Source organism: Curtobacterium sp. NPDC087082, from assembly GCF_044745045.1.
GTDB lineage: Bacteria > Actinomycetota > Actinomycetes > Actinomycetales > Microbacteriaceae > Curtobacterium.
Window position 1 is genome coordinate 246,576 of sequence record NZ_JBIUZN010000001.1, and the last position, 21,349, is coordinate 267,924.

Annotated in this window: 20 protein-coding genes and 1 tRNA gene; 13 read left to right on the forward strand and 8 right to left on the reverse strand. The window is 73.0% G+C overall.

Features of this window, described 5'->3' with window-relative positions; genetic code table 11:
- Positions 1-21 precede the first annotated feature (21 nt).
- A complete protein-coding gene (gene dcd, locus ACIPEP_RS01075) occupies positions 22-609 on the reverse strand; it encodes a dCTP deaminase (RefSeq protein WP_070417116.1) in 588 nt (195 codons plus the stop codon).
- A gap of 88 nt (positions 610-697) precedes the next feature.
- Here dcd and ACIPEP_RS01080 point away from each other — a divergent pair, with 88 nt between their 5' ends.
- On the forward strand, positions 698-1,789 hold the full coding sequence (locus ACIPEP_RS01080; RefSeq protein ID WP_402716219.1) for a GNAT family N-acetyltransferase: 1,092 nt from the start codon (positions 698-700) through the stop codon (positions 1,787-1,789).
- Positions 1,790-1,847: 58 nt separating this feature from the next.
- Here ACIPEP_RS01080 and ACIPEP_RS01085 read toward each other — a convergent pair whose 3' ends face one another.
- The gene (locus ACIPEP_RS01085; protein WP_402716220.1) at positions 1,848-2,393 is read right to left on the reverse strand and encodes a hypothetical protein; all 546 of its coding nucleotides are present in this window, start codon (positions 2,391-2,393) and stop codon (positions 1,848-1,850) included.
- A gap of 157 nt (positions 2,394-2,550) precedes the next feature.
- Between ACIPEP_RS01085 and ACIPEP_RS01090 the strand changes: the two genes are divergently transcribed.
- Positions 2,551-4,596: a cytochrome c oxidase assembly protein gene (locus ACIPEP_RS01090; protein WP_402716221.1), complete on the forward strand. Its 2,046-nt coding sequence runs from the start codon at positions 2,551-2,553 to the stop codon at positions 4,594-4,596.
- Between the two features lie 45 nt (positions 4,597-4,641).
- Here ACIPEP_RS01090 and ACIPEP_RS01095 read toward each other — a convergent pair whose 3' ends face one another.
- Entirely contained in the window at positions 4,642-4,989 is a 348-nt protein-coding gene (locus ACIPEP_RS01095; protein WP_070417120.1) for a hypothetical protein, read from the reverse strand.
- Positions 4,979-6,046: a DUF6177 family protein gene (locus ACIPEP_RS01100; RefSeq protein WP_070417121.1), complete on the reverse strand. Its 1,068-nt coding sequence runs from the start codon at positions 6,044-6,046 to the stop codon at positions 4,979-4,981. Before ACIPEP_RS01100 ends, ACIPEP_RS01095 begins: the two co-directional genes overlap by 11 nt.
- 210 nt (positions 6,047-6,256) lie before the next feature.
- On the opposite strand from ACIPEP_RS01100, the gene ACIPEP_RS01105 reads away from it, so the two are divergent.
- The 9 genes from ACIPEP_RS01105 to ACIPEP_RS01145 all read left to right on the forward strand — a co-directional run bounded on the left by ACIPEP_RS01105 (position 6,257) and on the right by ACIPEP_RS01145 (position 16,549).
- Positions 6,257-6,327 (forward strand) — tRNA-Gly (locus ACIPEP_RS01105).
- Positions 6,328-6,419: 92 nt separating this feature from the next.
- Complete coding sequence (gene bla / locus ACIPEP_RS01110; protein ID WP_402716222.1) at positions 6,420-7,361, forward strand: class A beta-lactamase; 942 nt, start codon at positions 6,420-6,422, stop codon at positions 7,359-7,361.
- A gap of 69 nt (positions 7,362-7,430) precedes the next feature.
- Entirely contained in the window at positions 7,431-8,699 is a 1,269-nt protein-coding gene (locus ACIPEP_RS01115) for an NAD(P)/FAD-dependent oxidoreductase (protein ID WP_402716223.1), read from the forward strand.
- The gene (locus ACIPEP_RS01120; protein ID WP_402716224.1) at positions 8,696-9,826 is read left to right on the forward strand and encodes an FAD-dependent oxidoreductase; all 1,131 of its coding nucleotides are present in this window, start codon (positions 8,696-8,698) and stop codon (positions 9,824-9,826) included. Before ACIPEP_RS01115 ends, ACIPEP_RS01120 begins: the two co-directional genes overlap by 4 nt.
- On the forward strand, positions 9,823-11,385 hold the full coding sequence (locus ACIPEP_RS01125; RefSeq protein ID WP_402716225.1) for an ABC transporter substrate-binding protein: 1,563 nt from the start codon (positions 9,823-9,825) through the stop codon (positions 11,383-11,385). The genes ACIPEP_RS01120 and ACIPEP_RS01125 overlap by 4 nt, the downstream gene beginning before the upstream one ends.
- On the forward strand, positions 11,382-12,737 hold the full coding sequence (locus ACIPEP_RS01130; protein WP_402716226.1) for a M20/M25/M40 family metallo-hydrolase: 1,356 nt from the start codon (positions 11,382-11,384) through the stop codon (positions 12,735-12,737). The genes ACIPEP_RS01125 and ACIPEP_RS01130 overlap by 4 nt, the downstream gene beginning before the upstream one ends.
- A 400-nt stretch (positions 12,738-13,137) precedes the next feature.
- Positions 13,138-14,253: a glycerate kinase gene (locus tag ACIPEP_RS01135; RefSeq protein WP_402716227.1), complete on the forward strand. Its 1,116-nt coding sequence runs from the start codon at positions 13,138-13,140 to the stop codon at positions 14,251-14,253.
- A gap of 142 nt (positions 14,254-14,395) precedes the next feature.
- Complete coding sequence (locus ACIPEP_RS01140) at positions 14,396-15,442, forward strand: NAD(P)-dependent alcohol dehydrogenase (protein ID WP_071296525.1); 1,047 nt, start codon at positions 14,396-14,398, stop codon at positions 15,440-15,442.
- A gap of 147 nt (positions 15,443-15,589) precedes the next feature.
- Positions 15,590-16,549, forward strand: a complete 960-nt coding sequence (locus ACIPEP_RS01145; RefSeq protein ID WP_402716228.1) for a helix-turn-helix transcriptional regulator — start codon at positions 15,590-15,592, stop codon at positions 16,547-16,549.
- Here the strand turns inward: ACIPEP_RS01145 and ACIPEP_RS01150 are convergent.
- Genes ACIPEP_RS01150 through ACIPEP_RS01165 form a run of 4 tightly spaced genes read right to left on the reverse strand, consistent with a single transcriptional unit; the run spans position 16,546 to position 20,346 of the window.
- Positions 16,546-17,946, reverse strand: coding sequence for a hypothetical protein (locus ACIPEP_RS01150; protein WP_402716229.1), 1,401 nt, complete (start codon positions 17,944-17,946; stop codon positions 16,546-16,548). The genes ACIPEP_RS01145 and ACIPEP_RS01150 overlap by 4 nt on opposite strands.
- Positions 17,936-18,715: a TIGR03943 family putative permease subunit gene (locus tag ACIPEP_RS01155; RefSeq protein ID WP_402716230.1), complete on the reverse strand. Its 780-nt coding sequence runs from the start codon at positions 18,713-18,715 to the stop codon at positions 17,936-17,938. The genes ACIPEP_RS01150 and ACIPEP_RS01155 overlap by 11 nt, the downstream gene beginning before the upstream one ends.
- On the reverse strand, positions 18,702-19,733 hold the full coding sequence (locus ACIPEP_RS01160; RefSeq protein WP_402716231.1) for a permease: 1,032 nt from the start codon (positions 19,731-19,733) through the stop codon (positions 18,702-18,704). The genes ACIPEP_RS01155 and ACIPEP_RS01160 overlap by 14 nt, the downstream gene beginning before the upstream one ends.
- A 28-nt stretch (positions 19,734-19,761) precedes the next feature.
- On the reverse strand, positions 19,762-20,346 hold the full coding sequence (locus tag ACIPEP_RS01165) for a TetR/AcrR family transcriptional regulator (protein ID WP_402716232.1): 585 nt from the start codon (positions 20,344-20,346) through the stop codon (positions 19,762-19,764).
- 97 nt (positions 20,347-20,443) lie between these two features.
- Here ACIPEP_RS01165 and ACIPEP_RS01170 point away from each other — a divergent pair, with 97 nt between their 5' ends.
- The gene (locus tag ACIPEP_RS01170; protein WP_070417136.1) at positions 20,444-20,758 is read left to right on the forward strand and encodes a multidrug efflux SMR transporter; all 315 of its coding nucleotides are present in this window, start codon (positions 20,444-20,446) and stop codon (positions 20,756-20,758) included.
- Between the two features lies 1 nt (position 20,759).
- Positions 20,760-21,143: a DMT family transporter gene (locus ACIPEP_RS01175; protein ID WP_402716233.1), complete on the forward strand. Its 384-nt coding sequence runs from the start codon at positions 20,760-20,762 to the stop codon at positions 21,141-21,143.
- Positions 21,144-21,349 lie beyond the last annotated feature (206 nt).

Sequence of the window (21,349 nt, forward strand, 5' to 3'; positions counted from 1 at the left end):
CGACGTCCACCCGGGTGCCGGTCAGGAGCGGCGGGAGACGTCCGTCCGCAGGAAGTTCTGCGCCGAGCGCGACGGCGTCGGACCGCGCTGCCCCTGGTACCGCGACTGGTACTCGGCGGAGCCGTACGGCTTGTCGGCCGGGCTCGACAGCTGGAAGAAGCAGAGCTGGCCGATCTTCATGCCCGGCCAGAGCTTGATCGGCAGGGTCGCCACGTTCGAGAGCTCGAGGGTCACGTGCCCGGAGAAGCCCGGGTCGATGAAGCCCGCCGTGGAGTGGGTGAGGAGGCCGAGGCGCCCGAGCGAGCTCTTGCCCTCGAGCCGTGCGGCGATGTCGTCGGGCAGCGTGACGACCTCGTACGTCGAGCCGAGCACGAACTCCCCCGGGTGCAGGACGAACGCCTCGTCCGGGTCGGTCTCGACCAGCCGGGTCAGGTCGGGTTGGTCGACCGCCGGGTCGATGTGCGGGTACTTGTGGTTGTCGAACAACCGGAAGAACTTGTCGAGCCGGACGTCGATGCTCGACGGCTGGACGAGCGAGGCGTCGTACGGGTCGAGGCCGATCCGGCCCTCGGCCAGCTGGGCGGTGATGTCGCGGTCGGAGAGCAGCACGCGACGAGCCTAGCGGCAGCGGAACGGCACCGGTAAGCTGCGAGGCTGCCCAGCGTCGGGCGGCGTCACACGGCCAGGAGGAACCGACATGACCGCGTACACCGTGCACGAACTCGACGTGCCCGCCACCATGGACGACGACGCCGCGACGGTGCAGGCCTTCCGCGACTGGGTCCGCGTACAGAACGCCGCCGAGGTCGCCGTCACCCGGTTGCCCGAGATCCTCTGGACGCCCGAGGAACAGCTGCCGTACCTGCTCGACCCCGAGGCACCGAGCCGCCTCTTCGTCGTGCGCGATCCCGACGGCGACGTCGTGGCGGCCGGCTCCTACGACACCAAGCAGGCACCGGGGACCCCGAACTGCTGGATCGCGGTCGCCGTCGCGCCGGACCACCAGCGGCGGGGCATCGGCACGCTGCTGGCCGAGCACCTCGAGGGCATCGCCCGCGAGGACGGTCGCACGCAGTGGAAGACGTACGCGGTGTCACGGCAGGTCGGACCGGCGTCCGGACCGGGGTACCTCGTCCCGCCCACCGGCCACGGCGCCGTGCCCGAGGACGAAGCCGGCGCACGGTTCCTCACCGGGCGCGGCTGGCGCTTCGGGCAGGTCAACCGGATCAGTCGCCTGGCGCTGCCGGCCGACCACTCCGTGGTGCGCGAGCTCCACGACCGGGCAGCAGCGGCCGCCGGGCCCGACTACCGGGTGCACGCGTGGGCCGGGCCGACGCCGGAGCAGTGGCTCGACGGCATCGCGCTGCTCGAGACCCGGATGAGCACCGACGCTCCCGAGGGCGACATGGAGGAGCCGGAGGACGTCTGGACGCGCGAGCGCCTGCAGGAGCACGAGGCGCAGCTGCAACGCTCGCCGCGCACGATGGTCACGGTCGCTGTCGAACACCTCCCGACCACCACCTTGGCCGGTTTCACGCAGCTGGCAGTACCGGACGCGGTGCACCAGCCGGTCATGCAGGGCGACACCCTCGTGCTGCGTGAGCACCGCGGGCACCGGCTCGGCTGGCTGCTCAAGGTGGCCGGGATCGAACGCGTCGAGCAGGACTTCCCGGGGCGACCCTCGATCATCACGTTCAACGCCGAGGAGAACCGCCCGATGCTCGACGTCAACGAGGCCGTGGGGTTCGTGGGCGTCGGGAGCGAGGGCATCTGGGAGCGCCGCGTCTGACGACGCGACCGGTCGGTGCGCCCGGGCGCACCGACCGGTCGTCGTGCCGACGCTGACGTCAGCCGGCGACCTCGTAGGAGGTGCCGTCCACCAGGGTCACCGTCGCGGCGTACCCGGAGCCGTTCCCGTCCTCGTCGACCTCGAAGTCGTGCCCGCGGAACCCGACGATCCAGTAGCCGTCGGTGCCGATCGTCGCCGTGACGTCGTCGCCCGCGAGCGTGTGGAAGACGACCCGCTCGACGTCCGACCCGACCCGGCCGAACGCCTCCGCCACCTTGGCGTCGGTCCAGTTCCCACCGCTCTCGAGTGAGAACTCCCCCGGCTCGACCGGCGTCGAGGGGATCGTCCACTCACCGCCGACCACGCCGCTCGGCATGGTGTACCGCTCGAAGACCCGGTCCCCGTCCCGGAGGATCTCGAGTGCGTGCGCGTCGACGTGCGCTCGCGCGATCACCTCGACGCCGTCGACCTGCCGCTCGGAGGACGTCACCGCGGTGACCAGCGGTGAGGCCGAGGCCGGACCGACCACGGTCGAGAACGCGAACGTCCCGCCGACGACCGCCGCGACGATGCCCGCGGAGCGGAGGTGCTTGTTGATCTGCATGGTGTTTCCCTTCGTCCGCCGGGTGCCCCTGCACCCGGTCGACACCATCGTTGCGAAATGTGGTGTTCTGGACATCAGCCCGATGACCGAAGACGCTCAGCCGACAGGACCAACGCACGCCGCGCCTCCAGGCCCACACGCCTACGATTGGACGGTCATGACCGTCACGTCACCCGAAACCCAGCCAGGAGGCGCGGCGCCGGAATCGGCGCCCGTCACCGCGCGCACGTCCACCGTCGCGACGGTCCTCGTCGTCGCCGTCCCGCTCGCGGTGGCGTGCTCGATCCTCGGGATGACGCTCACCGGCGCCTTCACCGCGAACCAGCAACTGGTGTCCGCCGGCGACCTCGTCGAGTACGGGCTGCCCGTCGCGCGCGTGGTGCACGACACCATGGCGGCACTGACGATCGGCCTGCTCGTCGTCGCGGCGTTCGCGCTCCCGGCGCAGAAGAAGGACCACCGGGCGATGTCGAGCGTGCAGCACCGCGCCGCGCGCTGGGCGGCGGCGACGGGTTCGGTGTGGTTCCTCGCGGCCGTGGTGAGCATCGTGCTGACGGGGGCGAACACCCTCGGCGTCCCGCTGACGAACCCGGTGTTCGCGCGGAACTTCACCCTCTTCGCGTTCCAGGTCGAGATCGGGCAGGCGCTCGTGGTGTCGGCCGTGGCGATCCTCGTCGCGACCGTGGTCGCCGCGTTCGCCACCCGGGTGACGACGCTCGCGGTGGCGACGGTCGCCGGGCTGTTCGCGCTGCTGCCGCTCGCACTGTCCGGGCACGCGGCCGGGTCGCTCGAGCACGCCAACGCGGTGAACTCGCTCGCGGTCCACCTCGTCGCCGTCTGCGTCTGGGCCGGTGGGCTCGTCGCCGTGCTCGTCCTGCGCACCCGGACGAAGGGCGCCACCGGGCGGGTCGTGTCGCGGTACTCGACGCTCGCGGGGTGGGCGTTCGCCGCGGTCGCGTTCTCGGGCATCGTGAACGCGTCGCTCCGCCTGACCGGCCCGCTCGACCTGTTCACGACGACCTACGGGTGGCTCATCACGGTCAAGGCCGCCATCCTCGTGCTGCTCGGGCTCGCCGGGGTCGTCCAACGGCGGCGGCTCGTGCCGGGGCTCCTCCGCGCGCCGCTCGACCGCCGGGTGTTCGTGCGGTTCGCCCTCGCCGAGATCGTGTTCATGGCGATCGCCATCGGGGTCTCCGTCGCTGTCTCCCGCTCGCAGCCGCCGATCCCGCAGACGCCGGAGACCGGGGACGACACCCGCTCCGGACTCATCGGGTTCCCGTACCCGCCCGCGCAGACCGTGCAGACCTACCTGACCCAGTGGCACATCGACTGGGTGTGGCTGGCGCTCGCGGTGGTCGGGGCCGGCTGGTACTTGCTCGCCGTCCGGAAGCTCCGGAAGCGCGGGGACAAGTGGCCCGTCGGACGCACGGTCGCGTGGCTGCTCGGGTGCGCGCTGTTCATCTGGACGACCTCGGCGGGGCCGGCGGTCTACGGGATGATCCACTTCTCGTCGCACATGCTCCAGCACATGCTGCTCATGATGTTCGTGCCCCTGCCGCTCGTGCTCGGCGGGCCGGTGCTGCTCGCGCTGCGGACCCTGCCGGTGCGGAACGACGGCTCACGCGGGGCCCGTGAGTGGCTCATGCTCTTCACGCACTCGCGGTACATGCAGTTCCTCGCGAAGCCGGCCGTCGCCGGGGTGATCTTCGCCGGGTCCCTCGTCGTGTTCTACTTCACGCCCGCGTACGAGTACGCCATGCAGTCGCACGAGTGGCACGTGGCGATGATCGTGCACTTCGTGTTCAGCGGGTACCTGTTCTTCTGGGTGTTCGTCGGCGTCGACCCGGGTCCGAAGCGACCGCAGTACCCGATCCTCATCATCGCCCTGCTCGCGACCCTGGCGTTCCACGCGTTCTTCGGCGTCGCGGTCATGACGTCGGAGTCGGTCTTCGCGATCGACTGGTTCCACGCGCTCGGGCAGACGAACGACGCCGCACTCCTGGCCGACCAGCACACCGGCGGCGGGATCGCGTGGGGTGCGTCCGAGCTGCCGATGGTGTTCGTCGCGCTGCTCGTCGTGCGCAACTGGGTCAGGTCGGACACCCGTGACGCGAAGCGCCTCGACCGCAAGGCGGAGCGGGACGGGGACGCGGACCTCAAGGCGTACAACGAGCGCCTCGCCGCGATGCACGACCGCGACTGACGGGGCGTGGCGCGCGCGGCGTGGCGTCCGCGGCGTGGCGCCCGCTCAGTCGCCGTGGACGATGCAGACCGCGTCGAGGTCCATCGCGGCCTCGAGCGCGGCGGAGATCCCGGACTCGCCGTCCGCCCCCTCGGGCGTCACGGTGTCCACCCACCACAGCGGCGTCGACAGCGTCGGGGCGTCCGGCAGGATCCGCTCGACCTCGTCGAGGGCGTCCACGCGCCGCACCGCGAGCACCGTGATCACGGGGTGCGTGGCGTCCCGGCAGACCTGCATCATCGGGCCGTCGTCGAGCGCCCGGACACCCCAGGACTCGTCGTGCAGGAGCAGTGCCTCGGCGACGTCACGCGTCTCCACCGGCCCGCGGCAGAGCAGGGTGACGTCACGGGGCACGGTGACCGCCGAACACGTGCGAACCGTCCCCGACGTGGCCGTCCAGCGTGCCCTCGTCGTGCGCCGGGTCGAGCGGGGCACCACCGACGAGCTGCAGGAACCGGTCCTCGTCGATGCGATCGAGGAACGCTTCGAGCGCTTCCCAGCCGTCGTCGAATCGCACGACGAGACCGCCGCCGCCGAACGTCGAGGTGGTCGTGCGCGGCGGGGGCCACACGCCGTCCCGGTCGAGGAACTCGGTCGCCTCGGGCCCGACCACGACCGCCAGCGGCGCGGGTTCGCCATGCGAGACGGCACGGACGAGGTGGTCGGCGTCGCCACGACGCTGCATCACCACACCGAAGACGGGTTCGACGTCCTCGGCGACGCGGTGCACGGCGTCGAGGAGCCGCGGCGCGAGCGTCTGGTCGGCGCCGTCCTCGGGGATCGTGAGCACGGCGGACATCGTCTCGACGACCACGCCGTCGAGCAGGTGCGCGGTCATCGTCGCCGAGAAGCCCTCGCCAACGGCGTACGACGTCGACACCGCCGGGGCCTCGTGCTTGGCGTACTGCGTGACGACCCAGCGGTCCCACGGCACGGTGAGCGGTTCGGCGGTGCCCCAGCGCGTCGGACAGGTGCCGACCGTCTCGCAGAGGGCCTCGATCGCGGACCCGATGTCGATCGCGCGTTCGGCGTGGTGGCGCAGCGTGAGGTCGATGCTGATCTGCCGCACCGAGTCGCGCGCGACGGGGTGTTCCGGCGAGGGGGTACCGACGAGCTCGGGGCCGCGGTGCACGAAGTCCTCGATGCGGGAGGCTGCGACGCCGGTCCGTCCGTCGCGGAGCGTGCCGTCGGGATCGGTGACGGCCCACGCGGCCCCGTACGCGCCGAGGGCGTGCCGGAGCGCCGGTGTGAGCGCGGAGCCGGGCCCGGTGCGGAGGACGACGAAGCGTCCGGACTCGGATGCCCGACGGAGCAGGGAGGCGAGCGCCTCGGTCAGCCACACCACCGGCGAGGCCGAGTCGACCACGATCGCGGGGCCGACCACGTCGTCGATGAGGGGATGTCTGACCATCCGGGTCCTCCTCGGGTTCGCGGGTCGCTCGATCCACCTGGACGGTACACACGGGGGCGACACCTGTCCGTCAGACGGACCGGCTCACAGCGGAGACACGGGTCCGGCCAGGAGGCGCGGTGCGGGTCGGCAGCGCCACGCTCGGCGGGCACTCGGCTGGCGTCCAGCGCAGAATCCGCTAGGCTTGCGACGTCCCGCTGAGCGGGGTGCGCGAGTGTAGTTCAATGGTAGAACTCCAGCTTCCCAAGCTGGTAGCGCGGGTTCGATTCCCGTCACTCGCTCCGACACGAAGGGCCGCCCGACCGGGCGGCCCTTCTGCGTGTGGCCCCGGAGCGTGCCGGCACCGTCCAGGACCGCACGCGAGAGTGCTGCCATGCGCGCCACCGCCCCACTCGTCGCCGGCATCGTCGCCGCACTCGCCCTGACCGGCTGCAGCGGAGGGAGCCCGAGCAGCACCGCGACGGCACCGTCACCGACGCGCACCCCCACGTCCTCGCCGACGCTGACCATCACCGCCGCCGACCGGGCTGCCGTCGCCCGCACCCTCGCCGACCTCGAGCGGGAGTACGACGCCACGGTCGGCGTCGTCGCGACCGACACCACCACCGGCGAGACCGTCGCGTACAACGGCGACCGCCGCTTCGGCTACGCGTCGACCCTCAAGGCGTTCGCGGCGGCGCAGTTCCTCCGCGCGGTGCACGGTGCCGACCGGGACGAGCGGGTGCGCTGGAGTGCGGCGGACGCCGCCGCCGCCGGCCACTCCCCCGTCACGAGCGAGCACGTCGCAGACGGCCTGACGGTCGCCCAGCTCGCCGAGGCCGCGGTCCGGCAGAGCGACAACCTGGCCCTGAACCTCGTCCTCGACCGCATCGGAGGCCCCGCGGGGCTCGACCGAGCACTGGCGGAGCTCGGGGACCGCACCACCGAGGTCGTGCACGACGAACCGGCCCTCAACACGATCGAGCCCGGCAGCACCGAGGACACCACGACCCCGGCGGCGTTCGCGGCGACGCTCGCCACGGTGCTCGACGGCCAGACGCTCGGGCGCTCCGACACCGCACTGCTCGAGCACTGGATGAGCGGCAACGCGACCGGCGACACCCTCGTCCGCGCAGGCGCTCCCGACGGCTGGACGGTGGTCGACAAGTCCGGCGGCGCGGACGGCATCCGGAACGACGTCGCACGCGTGACCCGGCCGGACGGCGGCCCGATCGTGATCGCCGTCCTCACGACCCGCAACGCCCCCGACACCGCCTACGACGACGCCCTCGTCGCACGGTCCGCCGCGGCGGTGCTCGACGCGTTCGACGGCTGACGGCCGCCCGGCGTCACACGGCGTCATGCACGACACCTGTCGGGGACGCCGGGCAACTACGATCTGGTCATGTCCTCCCCCGACTCCCCCACGGTCGTCGTCGGCGCCGGCATCATCGGTCTGAGCACCGCGTGGCACCTCGCCGACCTCGGGCAGCGCGTCGTCCTCGTCGACAGCGGCCCCGCCGCCGGTGGCACGACGACCGCGGGCGCCGGGTTCGTGGGCCAGTGGGCAGCCGGGTACGCCTGGTACTGGAACGAGTCCGAACGCGACGTCGAGCAGTACGGCATCGACTTCTACCGGCGGCTGGCCGAGTCCGGTCACGGTCCGACGGGCTACCGCCGCAACGGGAACGTCTGGCTGACGGTCACCGAACAGGGCCGCACGGACCACATCCCGCCGTTCGAGGACCACCCGCTGCGCCCGGCCGGTGCACGGACGCTCACCCCGGCGGAGGCGGCCGACCTCGTCCCCGGACTCGACCCGTCCGCCGTGACGGCCGGATTCCTGCACCCGGACGGCATCCAGATCAGCGCGCCCGACACGGCCGCCGCGCTGGTCAGTGCGCTGCGTGCGAAGGGCGTCGAGATCCGCGAGCACACCGCGGTCGCGGGCCTGGAGGCGCGGGACGGCTCCGTCACGGGCGTCCGGACCGCGGGCGGCGAGGTCATCGACGCCGCGCGGGTCGTCCTCGCCGCCGGCAGCTGGACGAACGCCCTGCTCGCGCCCCTCGGTCGCGAGCTCCCGACGGTGCGCGTGGTCGCGAGCCGCCTCGTGACGAAGCCGTTCGGCCTGCCGAGCACGCTGCCGACCCTGATGCTCCCCGAGCTCGAGGGGCTCTGGATCCGGGAGCACCGCGGCGGCCTGACCTACGGCGCCGGGAGCGGGTACGAGGCGCTGCACGTCGGTGGCGCGGACCGGGGCACCGATCCCGCGCGCCGCCCGGTCCGGACGGACCTGCTCGACGCCATGCGGACCTCCGTGCACCCGATCGTCGCGCGGCTCCTGCCAGCGGCGGCGAGCGTGCTCGGAGTGGACGAGACCCCGACGCAGGGCGTGGTGTCGATGACCGCCGACCGGAACTTCATCGTCGGCTCGGTCCCCGAGCTCGCCGGGCTCGTGGTGGCCGGCGGGGACAACGAGTCCGGCGTCACCCACGGCCCCGGTCTCGGCCGCATCGCCGCCGAGCTGAGCGTCACCGGGACGACCACCCTCGGCGACGCGAGCCGGTACGACCCCGCACGCTTCCCGGCCCGTGCACCGAGCGAGGCCGACGTCGTGGCGATGATGCCGGCCCGACGCGAAGCCGATGCCCGACGAACCGGAGCGACGGCATGAGCGACCGGACGACGACGCACGTCGTGATCGGCGGCGGGGTCGTCGGCGCCGCCACCGCGTACGCCCTCACGCTCCGCGGCGAGCGCGTCGTACTCGTCGAGCAGCACGAGCGGGGTCACCACCGGGGGTCGTCGCACGGCGCCACCCGGATCTTCCGGCAGGGCTACGCCGATGCCGAGTACGTCGCACTGACCACCCGGGCGCTCGCACTGTGGGAGGCGCTCGAGGCCGCGGCGGGCGAGGAGCTGATCGTCCGGACGGGCGCCGTCGACCACGGGCGGCCCGAGGTCGTCGACGCCATCGCCACGGCGCTCGCGGACGCCGGCATCCCCCACGAGACCCTCAGCCCGGACGCCGCCGCCGCGCGCTGGCCGGGCATCGCGTTCGAGGGGCACGTCCTGACGCACGCGACCGCAGGGCGGATCCGGTCCGACCGCGCCATCGAGGCGTTCCTCACGCTGGCCGACCACACGGGGCTCGCCGACCTCCGCTTCGACACCCGGGTCACCGGGCTCGAAGACCACGGCGACGAGGTGACCGTGGCGCTGTCCGACGGGTCCACACACCGCACGTCCTCGGTGGTCGCGGCCGTGGGGTCGTGGGCACCCACGCTGGTGGGCGACCTGCTCGCGGAACGCGGGGCGCGCCTCCCGGCCCTCCGCGTCACGCAGGAGCAGCCCGCCCACTTCCCCAGCCACCTGCCGGACGAGGCATGGCCGAGCTTCGTGCACTGGGCCGACGGCGACGACGTGTACGGCCTGCTGACCCCGGGCGAGGGCGTCAAGGTCGGGTTCCACGGCACCGGCCCCGTGGTCGACCCCGACCACCGCGACTTCACCCCCGTGCCCGCCGAGGCCGAGCGCCTGCAGGCGTACGTCGCCCGGTACGTGCCGGGGGTCGACGCGACGAAGCCGACGTTCATCAGCTGCCTGTACGACAACTCCCCCGACGAGGACTTCGTGATCGACCGTCGAGGTCCGGTCACGGTCGCGACCGGGTTCTCCGGCCACGGCTTCAAGTTCGCTCCGTTGCTCGGCGACATGATCGCCGACCTCGCGACCGACGGGCCACCACCCCCGGCCCGCTTCTCCCTCTCGAAGCACCACCCCACTCCCTCAGGACCATGACGACCCGACTCCTCAGCGCCATCGCGCTCACCGCCACCGCCGCCGCCGTGCTCACCGGTTGCGCGTCCACCGGCTCGTCCGGCACGGACGCCGTCGACGGGCTCGTCGTCGGCACCACCGACGTCGTGACGTCCCTCGACCCGGCCGGCGCCTGGGACCGCGGGAGCTACACGGTGCAGACGCAGCTCTACCAGCACCTGCTCACCTACCCCGCCGGGAAGACCACGACCAGCCCCGAGGTCGCGAAGTCCTGCGACTTCACCGACGGCACGCACTACGTGTGCGAGATCCGGGACGGCCTCACGTTCTCGAACGGTGACGACCTGACCGCCAAGGACGTGGTGTTCTCGTTCGAGCGCCAGGTGTCCCTCGGGTCGACGAACGGCCCGGGCTCGCTGCTGGCCAACATGGCGTCGGTGTCGGCGTCGGGCAGCACCGTGACGTTCACCCTGAAGCAGGCCGACGACCAGACGTTCCCGTACGTGCTCGCGAGCATGGCGGGGGCGATCGTGGACTCGAAGGTGTTCTCCGCGACGAAGGTGCACGCGAACGACGGGGTCGTGGGCTCCGGGCCCTACGCGCTGCAGGACGCCGCGGACGGCGGGGCGACGATCGCCCTCACCGCGAACACTCGGTACGACGGCGACGCGCCGGCCACGAAGAGCGTGACGATCAAGCAGTACACGAAGTCCGCGGACCTCAAGCTCGCCGTGCAGAAGGGCGACGCCGACGTCGCCTACCGCCAGCTCACCCCGACCGAGGTGACGTCGCTGTCCTCGGACGACTCGCTGCAGACCGTGCACGGCGACTCCGGCGAGGTCCGGTTCCTGGCCTTCAACCTGCAGACGATGCCCGGGAAGGATGCCGCGCAGAAGCAGGCGATCCGGCAGGCCGTCGCGGCGACGATCGACCGCGAGGCGATCGCGAAGGACGTCTACCAGGGCACCTACACCCCGGCGTACTCGATCGTGCCGAACGGGTTCCAGGGCGCGACCGAGGCGTTCGAGGACGCGTACGACGGCGCCGACGCGAAGTCGATCCTGCGGGATGCCGGTGTGACCACTCCCGTGCGGCTGCCGATCGAGTACACGACCGACCACTACGGCTCGGGCTCCGACGACGAGTACGCGCTCATCCAGCAGCAGCTCGAGGACACCGGCCTGTTCACGGTCGACCTGCAGTCGGCCAGCTGGGACACCTACGTCGGGAACGTGGGCAAGGGCGAGTACCCCGTGTTCCAGCTCGGCTTCTTCCAGGACTACCCGGACGCCTCGTCGTACCTGACCCCGGCGTACGGCGCGACCGACGTGAACCTGCTCGCGAACCACTTCGACGACGCCACGGTGAACGGCCTCGTCGCGTCGCAGGCCGTCGAGCCGGACGCGGCGAAGCGGAAGCAGCAGATCGAGCAGATCCAGCAGGACACCGCCGAGTCGGTGCCGCTCATCCCGCTGCTCGCCGGGCAGGAGAACGTCATCGGGCAGGAGTCGCTGACCGGGCTGTCGAAGTCGGTCGACGCGTCCGGCGAGTTCCGGATCTGGGAGATCGGGCGCTCGTGAGCAGCTCCGCGCTGCGCGCCGCCGTCCGCGCCCGCATGCCCGCCGGGCTCGACGACCTCGCCGCGCTCGTCGCGATCCCGTCGGTCCACGACCCCGCCGTGCAGTCGCTCGACGACTGCCACCGGGTCGCGGAGGCGGTGCGGGTCGCGTTCGGCGACCTCGGCCTGGAGGCGCGACTCGCCACCACCGCGGACGGCTCGCAGGCGGTCATCGCGACCCACCCCGCGCCGGCCGGGGCACCGACGGTGCTGCTCTACGCGCACCACGACGTGCAGCCCGCGGGCGACCTCGCGGCCTGGACGAGCGATCCGTGGACCCTGACACCGCGGGACGGGCGGCTCTACGGTCGCGGCGCGGCCGACTGCAAGGGCGGGATCGTCACGCACCTCGTGGCACTCCGGGCGCTGCTCGACGTGCACGGGGCGTTCCCGGTCGGGCTCGTCGTGGTCGTCGAGGGTTCGGAGGAGCAGGGCACCGACGGCCTCGAGCAGTACGTGTCGTCGCACGCCGCCGACTTCCGGCACGTGGACACCGCCGTCGTGATGGACGCCGGGAACGCCGCGGTCGGGGTGCCGGCGCTCGTGACGACGCTCCGGGGCACCGCGTTCGTCGAGCTCCGGGTCCGCGCGCTGCGGGGCACCGTGCACTCCGGGATGTTCGGCGGGGCGGCGCCGGACGCGATCGCAGTGCTGGTCGCGCTCCTCGCCACGCTCCGCGACGAGGTCGGCGACACCACGGTCGACGGCCTCGACGCCTCGCAGACCTGGGACGGCCTGCCGTACGACGCCGACCGGTTCGCCGCCGACGCCGGGCTGCTCGCCGGCGCGGTGCCGATCGGCTCGGCGGACCCGGCGTCCCAGGTCTGGGCACGCCCGGCCCTCACGGTCGTGGGGATCGACGCCCCGGCGGTCGCGGGGTCCTCGCCGTCCGTGCAGGCGACCGCCGGTGCCGCGCTGAACCTCCGCGTGCCGCCGGGTGTCGACCCCGCGGCAGCCGGCGAGCTGCTCGTCGCGCACCTGCTGCGTCGCGCACCGGCCGGCGTCGAGGTGACGGCTCGGGTCACCGGGGTGGGCGCCGGGTTCCGTGCCGAGGGCGGTCCGTGGTCGGCGGCGTTCCGCGCGGCGCTCTCGGAGGCGTACGACGGGGCCCCGGTCGGGTCGCTCGGCGGCGGCGGCTCGATCCCGCTGTGCGCGACGCTCGAGCGGGCGATCCCGGACGTCGAGGTGATCCTGGCCGGGGTGTCCGAGCCGGCGGCGAACGTGCACGGCCCGGATGAGAGCGTCGACCCGTCCGAGATCGAACACATGGCCCTGGCCGAGGCGCTCTTCCTCGCCTCGCTCACCACCCCCTGACCCCGCGGCGGCCGATCACGCCGCGGGTGGGTGTCCGTGTTCGGTCTCGGCCGTGACCGTTCTGGTGCACGAATCCCGGGTCTCGCGAACCGGAACGGTCACCGACGCTGGCCGATGGCGGGTCCCGTGCAGGTGACGGACGGCGCCGGGCGTCCGTCCGTCGGAACCGCCGCTGCCGTCCGAGCGGGCCGGACCACCCAGCCCGTCCGGGACGCCGGGGCGCACGGGCCGTCCGGGGCGCACGAGACGCCCGGCCGTTCGGGGTGCCCGGGCCGTCCGGGGCGCACGAGACGCCCGGGCCGTCCGGTGCGCGCGGGCCGTCCGGGGCGCACGAGGCGCCCGGGTCGTCCGGGGCGCGCGGGCCGTCCGGGGTGCGCCGGCCGTCCGCTACGGTGGTGCCGTGCGCATCGTGGTGGCTCCGGACTCGTTCAAGGGGACTGCGACGGCGGCCGAGATCGCAGCGGCCGTGCGCGACGGCTGGCTCGCCGAACGTCCGAGCGACGAGGTCGTCCTGGCACCGATGGCGGACGGCGGTGAGGGCACGCTCGACGCCTTCGAGACGGCGATCCCGCTGACCGTCCGGGTGCCGATCACCGTCACCGGTCCCGCCGGCACCCCCGTCGACACGCACTGGCTGCAGCTGCCCGACGGCCGCGCCGTGGTCGAGCTCGCCGCCACGAGCGGACTCCCCCTGCTGCCCGAGGTCCTGCCCGACACCGCGACGAGCCGGGGCTTCGGCGAGGCGATCGCCGCCGCCCTCGACGACGGCGCGACCGGGCTCGTGCTCGGGATCGGCGGCAGCGCCTCGACCGACGGCGGTGCCGACGCCCTGATCGGGCTGGGTGCACTCGTCCACCGGGATCCCGCCGTCCCCGAACACCCACCGCGGCCGCGTCAGGGGGCCGAGCTGCTCGACGACGTCACCGGCGTCGACACCACGTGGATGCGCCGGCTACCGGAGCACGGCGCCGTCGTGCTGACCGACGTGACCTCACCCCTGCTCGGACCGTCCGGCGCCGCGGCGGTGTTCGGCCCGCAGAAGGGCATCGGACCAGAACGGATCGCCGCCTTCGACGCCCGGCTGGCCGACTGGGCGCGCTGCTTCCCCGACGTCGACCCGACGACCCCCGGGGCCGGAGCGGCCGGCGGTGTCGGGTTCGGACTGCTCGCCTGGGGTGCGACGCTGGCGGGCGGAGCGGCCGCCGTCGCCGAGGTCCTCGGGCTGCCGGCGCTCCTCGACGGCGCCGACGTCGTGATCACCGGCGAGGGCCGGTACGACGGGCAGTCCGCGGCCGGCAAGGTACCGAGCGTGGTGCGGACCCTCGCATCGACGCACGCACCGGCTGCCCGGGCGATGCTCGTGGCCGGGGCGATCGACACCGCGCTCGATGACTTCGACGCTGCCGCCTCGCTCACCGTGCTGGCCACGCAGACGACGGGCGAGCCGGACGACGCCCTCGCCGACCCGCTGCGCTTCGCCCGGATCGCCGGCCAGCGACTCGCCCGCCTGGCCTGACGCCCGGCGAGCCCGGCGCCCGCACGCGACACGCCCGCATTCCGTGCAGGGGTGCCCCAACGGGACCTCCCACCCGATGGCGCGCTCCACCACACTGGTGGAGGGCCGGAACCGGCCCGGACGCACCACCCACGAGGAGACCATGCGCACCGTCAACGCGTACGCCGCACCGTCGGCCACCGAGCCGCTCGTCAAGACCACCATCACCCGTCGCGACGTCGGCCCGAACGACGTCGAGATCGACATCGCCTACGCCGGCATCTGCCACTCGGACATCCACACCGTCCGCGGCGAGTGGGGCGAGATCCAGTACCCGCAGGTCGTCGGCCACGAGATCGTCGGCCACGTCACCTCCGTCGGGGAGAACGTCACCAAGCACCAGGTCGGCGACCGCGTCGGCGTCGGCTGCATGGTGAACTCCTGCGGCGAGTGCGAGAACTGCGTCAAGGGCGAGGAGCAGTACTGCCTCAAGGGCAACATCCAGACCTACGCCGGCGTCGACCCCGCCGACGGCAGCATCACCCAGGGCGGCTACTCGCAGGCCGTCGTCGTGAACGAGGACTTCGTCCTCCGCGTCCCCGAGTCGCTCGACATCGAGAAGGTCGCGCCGCTGCTCTGCGCCGGCATCACCACCTACTCGCCGCTGCACCACTGGGGCGTCGGCCCCGGCTCGAAGGTCGCCGTGATCGGCATGGGCGGGCTCGGCCACATGGCCGTGAAGATCGCCGTCGCACTCGGCGCCGAGGTCACCGTCCTGTCGCAGACCACCTCCAAGCAGGAGGACTCGCTCCGCTTCGGCGCGACGGCCCACTACGCGACGAAGGACCCGGAGACGTTCGAGAAGCTCGCGAGCTCCTTCGAGCTGATCATCAACACGGTCTCCGCGAAGATCCCGATGGGCGCCTACCTCGGCCTCCTCAAGGTCGACGGCACCCTCGTCAACGTCGGCGCACCGTCCGAGCCGCTCGAGGTCCCGGCGTTCGCCCTGATCCCGCGCCGGCTCAGCTGGGCCGGGTCCGCGATCGGCGGCATCCGCGAGACCCAGGAGATGCTCGACTTCTGCGCCGAGCACGGGATCCTGCCGGAGACCGAGCTCATCAGCGCCGACCAGATCAACGAGGCCTACGAGCGCGTCCTGTCCTCGGACGTCCGCTACCGCTTCGTGATCGACGCGGCGACGCTCGCCTAGTACGCGACCACCGATGCGACGGGAGGCGCGGTGCCGGCTGGCACCGCGCCTCCCGTCCGTCCCCCGGTCTGTCCCCACAACGCGAGCCGGTCGTCCGGCTGGCGCAGCTGACGGGCCGGGCACAGCCACCCACGCCAGACTCGATCCATGAGCAGCACGGCGGACGAGGGTCCCGCGTCCCTCGTGTCCGTCGCCGGGACGGACACCGACACCGCGGTCGCCGACCTCGCCGGCATGTACGCCGGGCGGGCCTGGCACTCCGGCCGCACCGACGGCGACTACTGGTACCGCTACGTGGGGATCGGCGACGAGCGCATGAGCGTCCGACGGTCGCAGATGCACGGGTCCCTCCGTGGGGACGTCGCCGTCGAGGGCGAGGTCGTCGTGCAGTGGATCGACGCCGGCACCGCCACCGTGGACGTCGGCGGTGACGCCGTCCAGATGCAACCGGGCGTCCCGACGCTGTTCCCGATCGAGCGCCGCTTCGACGTCGAGTACCGCGACTGGGACCAGCGGCTCGTGCACCTCGACCGCGACCTCGTGCTCGACGTCGCGTCCGAGCGGTACCTCGTCGACGACACCGTCGACTTCGACCGCTCCACACCGCCGACGGCCGCGGCGATCACCCGGTGGCGCGGAGCGGTCGCCACGTCGGTGCAGGCACTCCGCACCTCGGGGAGCGGTTCGCTGGCCTGGCACGAGTCGCAGCGCGCGGTGACGTCGGCGCTGCTCGACCTCTACCGGTTCCGTGCCGAGGCGGTCCCGCCGGGGTGGGGCGAGCACCGCAACGCGCGCATCCGAGCTGTCGTCGAGTACCTGCACGCCCACGCGCACGAGCCCCTCACGGTGTCGGACGTCGCCCGGGTCGCCGACCTCAGCGTCCGCGGGCTGCAGGAGGCGTTCCAGCGCACGCTCGACCGGTCGCCGATGCAGTACCTTCGCGAGGTCCGCCTCCGTCGCGCCCACGAGGACCTCCTCGCCGCCCACCTCGGTCAGGTCTCCGTCGCGGACGTCGCTGCGCGGTGGGGCTTCACGCACATGGGCCGGTTCTCGGGCGAGTACCTGCGGCGGTTCGGGGAGTACCCGAAGCAGACGCTCCGCCGCTAAGCGACCTCGTCGCCGGACGGCAACGCGGTACACCAGTCCACGGACCCGGCGTCGACACTCGCCTCGAGCGCGCCGGAAGACGCGTCGACGATGCTCACGAGCACGCCGCCGGCCGACTTCGTCGCCACGGCGACGAACTGCCCGTTCGGGGACGGGCAGACGGCCGTGACGCTCGCGTCGTCGGGGACGGAGACGGGCAGCCTGGAGGCGCGGCTCCCCTCCACGCGCACGATGCGTTGCGCGAGTGTCCCGTCGGCACGCACGTCGCCCACCACGCGCAGGTAGCCGTCGTCGGTGAGCGGGGCGATCCGGCCGAGGTACGCCGCGTCGGTGCTGCCGGCCGGTGCCCGCAGCGCGGTGCGCTTCCCGTCCGTCAGGTCGAGGCGGACGATCCCCGTGCCGGTCTCGACCACCGCCGTGGTGCCGGTGCCGACGAAGCCGTGCAGGTACGTCGCGCTCCCCAGCCGGACGGGGTCGGTCCGCCCGCTCATGTCGACGAGCACGAGGTCGTCGCTGCCGGTGCGGACGAGGGCGCTCTCCGTGCGGGGCACGTAGGCCCACTGCCCGACGCTCATCGGGACCGCCCCCGTGCTCGGCTTCCCGCTCGCGTCGATCGCGGTCGGCAGGTGGGTGCCGGTCATGTCCACGACGTAGAGCCCGACGTTGCGCGACTGACCGGTGGACGTGTCGGCGTACTCGAAGCCGAACGAGGCGCCGTCGTCGGCGGCGTGCAGGGCGGTGACGCGTCCCTCGGCGGTCGGGAGCGTCAGGTGCTCGACCGGGAGGTCCTCGTCCTGCACCCCGCCGGCGAGCGGCACGATGTCGACCGACGACCCGGCGTCCGTGCCGCTCACCACGACGAGCGACCGGCCGAGGCGGACGTACTCCGAGATGCCGGTCCCCTCGTACACGGTCGTCGCGCCCCCGGCGTCGAGGGACCGGCGGACGATGCGGTCCTCGCTCCCGGCGGCACCCGGGACCAGCGCGAGCACGTCGGTGCTGCCCGTGCGGATCGACGTGCGGAGGTCGGCGGTCGCGCGCTGCCCCGGCGCCCGGACGCCCGCGACCGAGATCTCGTACGAGCGGTCGTAGGCCAGGGGTCCGGTGAACTCGACCGCGATGGTGTTGCCGCTCGACGTCACGGTGTGGGCCGCTGCCGGACTGACCCGGACGTCCTGCGCCGACACGCGCTCGATCGCCTGGTTCGCGGTGAGGATCACGCGCTGTGCCGGTCGGGACACCAGGCCGGAGGCGTCGTACGACACGTCGCGCAGCCGTGGGCCCTGCTGCGACCCGACGACCGCCGCGGCGCTGCCGACGACGACGAACACCAGGACGGTCGCGGCGAGGCGACGGCGGAAGCGGTTCCGGGGGCGTTCACGCAGCTCAGTACTCATACGGGTCCTCGGGCTGCTCGACGCCCCGCACCGTGGCGGCGCGGATGACGATGCGGGCGTCCGCCGACTGGTCCGGGTTGGCGGCGAGCGCTCCGCGGACCCGGACCCACGCGCCCTGACCCGGGACCGTCCCGTCGGTGTCGACCCCGATCCCGACGGGTTGGGCGTCCACCGCGCAGCAGCTGATCACGAACCGGGTGAGGGTGAAGGAACCGTCCGCGCCCGGGACGACGAAGCCCGTCAGGTCGACCCGTTTGCCGACGAGCGACGTGGTGTCGGTCGTCTGCCGGATGAGGGCGGCCCAGTCCTTGACGCCGTACTCCGAGGTGTCGACCGAGGTGCTGCCGAGCAGGGACACCGCGGCCTGCGACCCGGTGGCGTTCGACAGGGTCGCCGAGTCGACGCTCCGCTGCTGTGCGGTGCGGGCGGACAGCGTCGTCGGGGGCAGGACCAGCATGGCGGCGGTGACCCCGATGGTGACGAGCGCGGCCACGCCGCTGAGGACGATCCGTGTGCGGCGAGCCGCGCCTCCTGAGCGGTGGTCGTGCCCCTCGTCGTGATCGTGCCCGTGTCCGCGCGCGGTCACCACCAGGCCTGCGACCGACGCGGGCACCGCGACGGCCGCGAGCACGACCGTGAAGACCGAGTAGCGCGGGTTGATGTACAGGTCGAGGTGCCCGGCGAGGGCGAGCCACAGCGTGCACAGCGCCACCGCGAGCACGGACCCGAGGCCGAGGGACGACGACAGGCGGGACTCAGACGAGGACATTCATCACCAACCCGACGGTCGCGGCGAACAGGACGCAGACGACGGCGAGCAGCACCAGGAAGCGCGCACGGAACGTCGTCCGGAGCAGGGCGATCATCTTCACGTCGATGATCGGCCCGATGATGAGGAACGCGGTGATCGACCCGGGGAGGAACGTCGACGCGAAGGACAGCGCGAAGAAGGCGTCGACGTTCGAGCACAGGGAGACCGTCATCGCGAGGAGAATCATCGCCGCGACGGAGAGCACCGGGTTCGCGCCGATCGACACGAGCGTGGACCGGGGCACGGCGACCTGGATCGCTGCGGCGAGCCCGGCGCCGACGAACAGCGCGGGCATCATCGTCGCGGTCTCGCCGCCGAACTGCGCGGCACTGTCCCGCCAGCGGTTCCGGGACCGCGGCGCACCGACGGCCGCTCGGCAGCGGGCCTCGAACGCGGGCAGCAGCAGCTCGGTCGGACGACGGTGCGCGGCGACGATCCAGCCGACGAGGTTCGCGATGACGAAGCCGCCGACGATGCGCACGGGCAGGATCCAGCCGGACCACCCGAACGCCTGGGCGGTGCTGATGATCACGAGCGGGTTGAGGATCGGGGCGGCGACGAGGAAGGTGACGGCCTCGGCGGGTGTGAAGCCGCGCATCATGAGACCGCGGGCGAGGGGCACGTTCCCGCACTCGCACACCGGGAAGAGCATGCCGATCAGGGAGATCACGGCCCGGCGCGGGATCGGCCGCTGCGGCAGGACCTTCTCGAGCGCGCCGACGGGGACCCACACCTCGACGACGATGGACAGCAGGATGCCGAGCACCACGAACGGCAGGGACTCGACGACGACGCTGATCGCGAGCGTGAGGAAGTCCTGCACGACGTCGGGCAGACCCGCGGTGCCGACGGCCGGCGAGAGCAGGCGGATCCCGAGGAGCACGGCGACGGCGAGCAGCACCAGCCCGGGGCCGGTGAGGCTCCGGGAGCGGGACGCGGCGGTGGGGCGCTGCTGCGGCGGCGTGGTCGTCGTCACCGGGCAAGGATAGGCCGCTCGCGCGCTCCTACGGTGAGCGCCGCGCGAGCCCGTCGAGGTGCCGGTCGAGCACGTCGATCGCCCAGTCGCCGGACTCCCCCGGGGCGAGCCGCACGAGGTGCATCGCGAGCCCGTCGATCAGCGCGTGCAGCCGACGGACCTCGTACTCGCGGTCGGCCGCCGGGACGCCCACGAGCTCGAGCACCTCCTCGCTCCACTCCCGCATCTCGACCACGACCAGGTCGAGCGCCGGCCGCAGTTCGGCGTCCGTGAGGGCCGCGTTCGCGAGCGCCAGGTACACCTCGAGCTCGATGACCCGCTCGTCGTCGAGGGGCAGCAGCTCGAGCAGGAGCTGGTGCGCGTGCTCGCGGGTCGGCAGCCCCTCGGGGATCGCGGCGATCCGTTCCCGGGTGCGGTCGAACACGAGCGTGATGGTGTGCTCGCGCAGGCTCGACTGCGTCGGGAAGACGTAGCGGACGGTGCTCGGCGGCAGCCCGGCCTCGGCCGCGACGTTCCGCACGCTCAACGCGCCGAGGCCGTCACGGGCGAGGACCCGCCACGCCGCCTCGGACACGGAGCGACGTCGTTCCTCGATGTCGATGCTCCTGGCCACGGGCCAATACTCGCACAGTCGTACGATTTCGTGCTACCGTGGAGTTCGTTGTCGCACAGTCGTGCGACTTGCGGAACGAGATCGAAGGGAGACCGTCATGGCGTGGACAGTCCTCGTCCTGTCGGGCGTGCTCGAGGCAGTGTGGGCCACGGCCTTGAGCGCATCGAACGGCTTCAAGAAGGTCGTGCCGACGATCGTGTTCATCGTCGGCATGGCACTCAGCATGGTGGGGCTGGCGTTCGCCATGAAGGAGATCCCGGTCGGCACCGCCTACGCGGTCTGGGTCGGCATCGGCGCATCGCTCACCGTGATCGTCGCGATCCTCCGCAGGCAGGAGGCCGCGTCCGTCGCCCGGGTCGCCCTCGTGCTCGGGCTCGTCGCCTGCGTCGTCGGCCTGAAGGTGGTGAGCTGAGGTGCCGTGGATCGTCCTGTTCGTCAGCGCCGCGCTCGAGACCGTGTGGGCCACCGCCCTCGGTGCGAGCGACGGCTTCACCGAGCCCCGTCCGACGATCGTCTTCGCGATCACCATCGTGGTGAGCCTCGGGGCCTTCGGGTACGTGCTCAAGCACATCCCGATCAGCACCGCCTACGCGGTGTGGACGGGGACCGGAGCGGCCCTCACGGTCCTCTGGGGCATGGCCGCCGGCGCGGAGCCCGTGACGGCGCTCCGCCTGCTGCTCATCGCCGGGATCGTCGGCTGCGTCGTCGGCCTGAAGCTCGTCCCGGCCCGCCCGGCCCACCCGTCGCGCCCGTCCGCGGCCGCAGCCAAGGCCACGGCGGACGAGGTTTCGCGCTGAGCGACACCTCACGCGCGGGCGGCCCCGTGGTCTGTCGCTGACCCCGCGAAGTCGGCCGCGGCCTGAGACGCGACCCGAGACGGACTGGAGGCGGGGGGGCCGCGGGGCCCCCCCCCCCCCGCCCGCGGGGGGGGGCGGGGGGGGGGGGCGGGCCCCCCGCCCCCCCCCGGGGGGGGGGGGGGCGGCGCGGCCCCCCGCGCCGCCGG

Bases quoted from the DNA above. Each gene is read 5' to 3' on its own strand.
- ACIPEP_RS01080 (WP_402716219.1), top strand. From the start codon at position 698: ATGACCGCGTACACCGTGCACGAACTCGACGTGCCCGCCACCATGGAC.
- ACIPEP_RS01085 (WP_402716220.1), bottom strand. From the start codon at position 2,393: ATGCAGATCAACAAGCACCTCCGCTCCGCGGGCATCGTCGCGGCGGTC.
- ACIPEP_RS01090 (WP_402716221.1), top strand. From the start codon at position 2,551: ATGACCGTCACGTCACCCGAAACCCAGCCAGGAGGCGCGGCGCCGGAA.
- ACIPEP_RS01100 (WP_070417121.1), bottom strand. From the start codon at position 6,046: ATGGTCAGACATCCCCTCATCGACGACGTGGTCGGCCCCGCGATCGTG.
- bla (WP_402716222.1), top strand. From the start codon at position 6,420: ATGCGCGCCACCGCCCCACTCGTCGCCGGCATCGTCGCCGCACTCGCC.
- ACIPEP_RS01115 (WP_402716223.1), top strand. From the start codon at position 7,431: ATGTCCTCCCCCGACTCCCCCACGGTCGTCGTCGGCGCCGGCATCATC.
- ACIPEP_RS01120 (WP_402716224.1), top strand. From the start codon at position 8,696: ATGAGCGACCGGACGACGACGCACGTCGTGATCGGCGGCGGGGTCGTC.
- ACIPEP_RS01125 (WP_402716225.1), top strand. From the start codon at position 9,823: ATGACGACCCGACTCCTCAGCGCCATCGCGCTCACCGCCACCGCCGCC.
- ACIPEP_RS01140 (WP_071296525.1), top strand. From the start codon at position 14,396: ATGCGCACCGTCAACGCGTACGCCGCACCGTCGGCCACCGAGCCGCTC.
- ACIPEP_RS01145 (WP_402716228.1), top strand. From the start codon at position 15,590: ATGAGCAGCACGGCGGACGAGGGTCCCGCGTCCCTCGTGTCCGTCGCC.
- ACIPEP_RS01150 (WP_402716229.1), bottom strand. From the start codon at position 17,946: ATGAGTACTGAGCTGCGTGAACGCCCCCGGAACCGCTTCCGCCGTCGC.
- ACIPEP_RS01155 (WP_402716230.1), bottom strand. From the start codon at position 18,715: ATGTCCTCGTCTGAGTCCCGCCTGTCGTCGTCCCTCGGCCTCGGGTCC.
- ACIPEP_RS01170 (WP_070417136.1), top strand. From the start codon at position 20,444: ATGGCGTGGACAGTCCTCGTCCTGTCGGGCGTGCTCGAGGCAGTGTGG.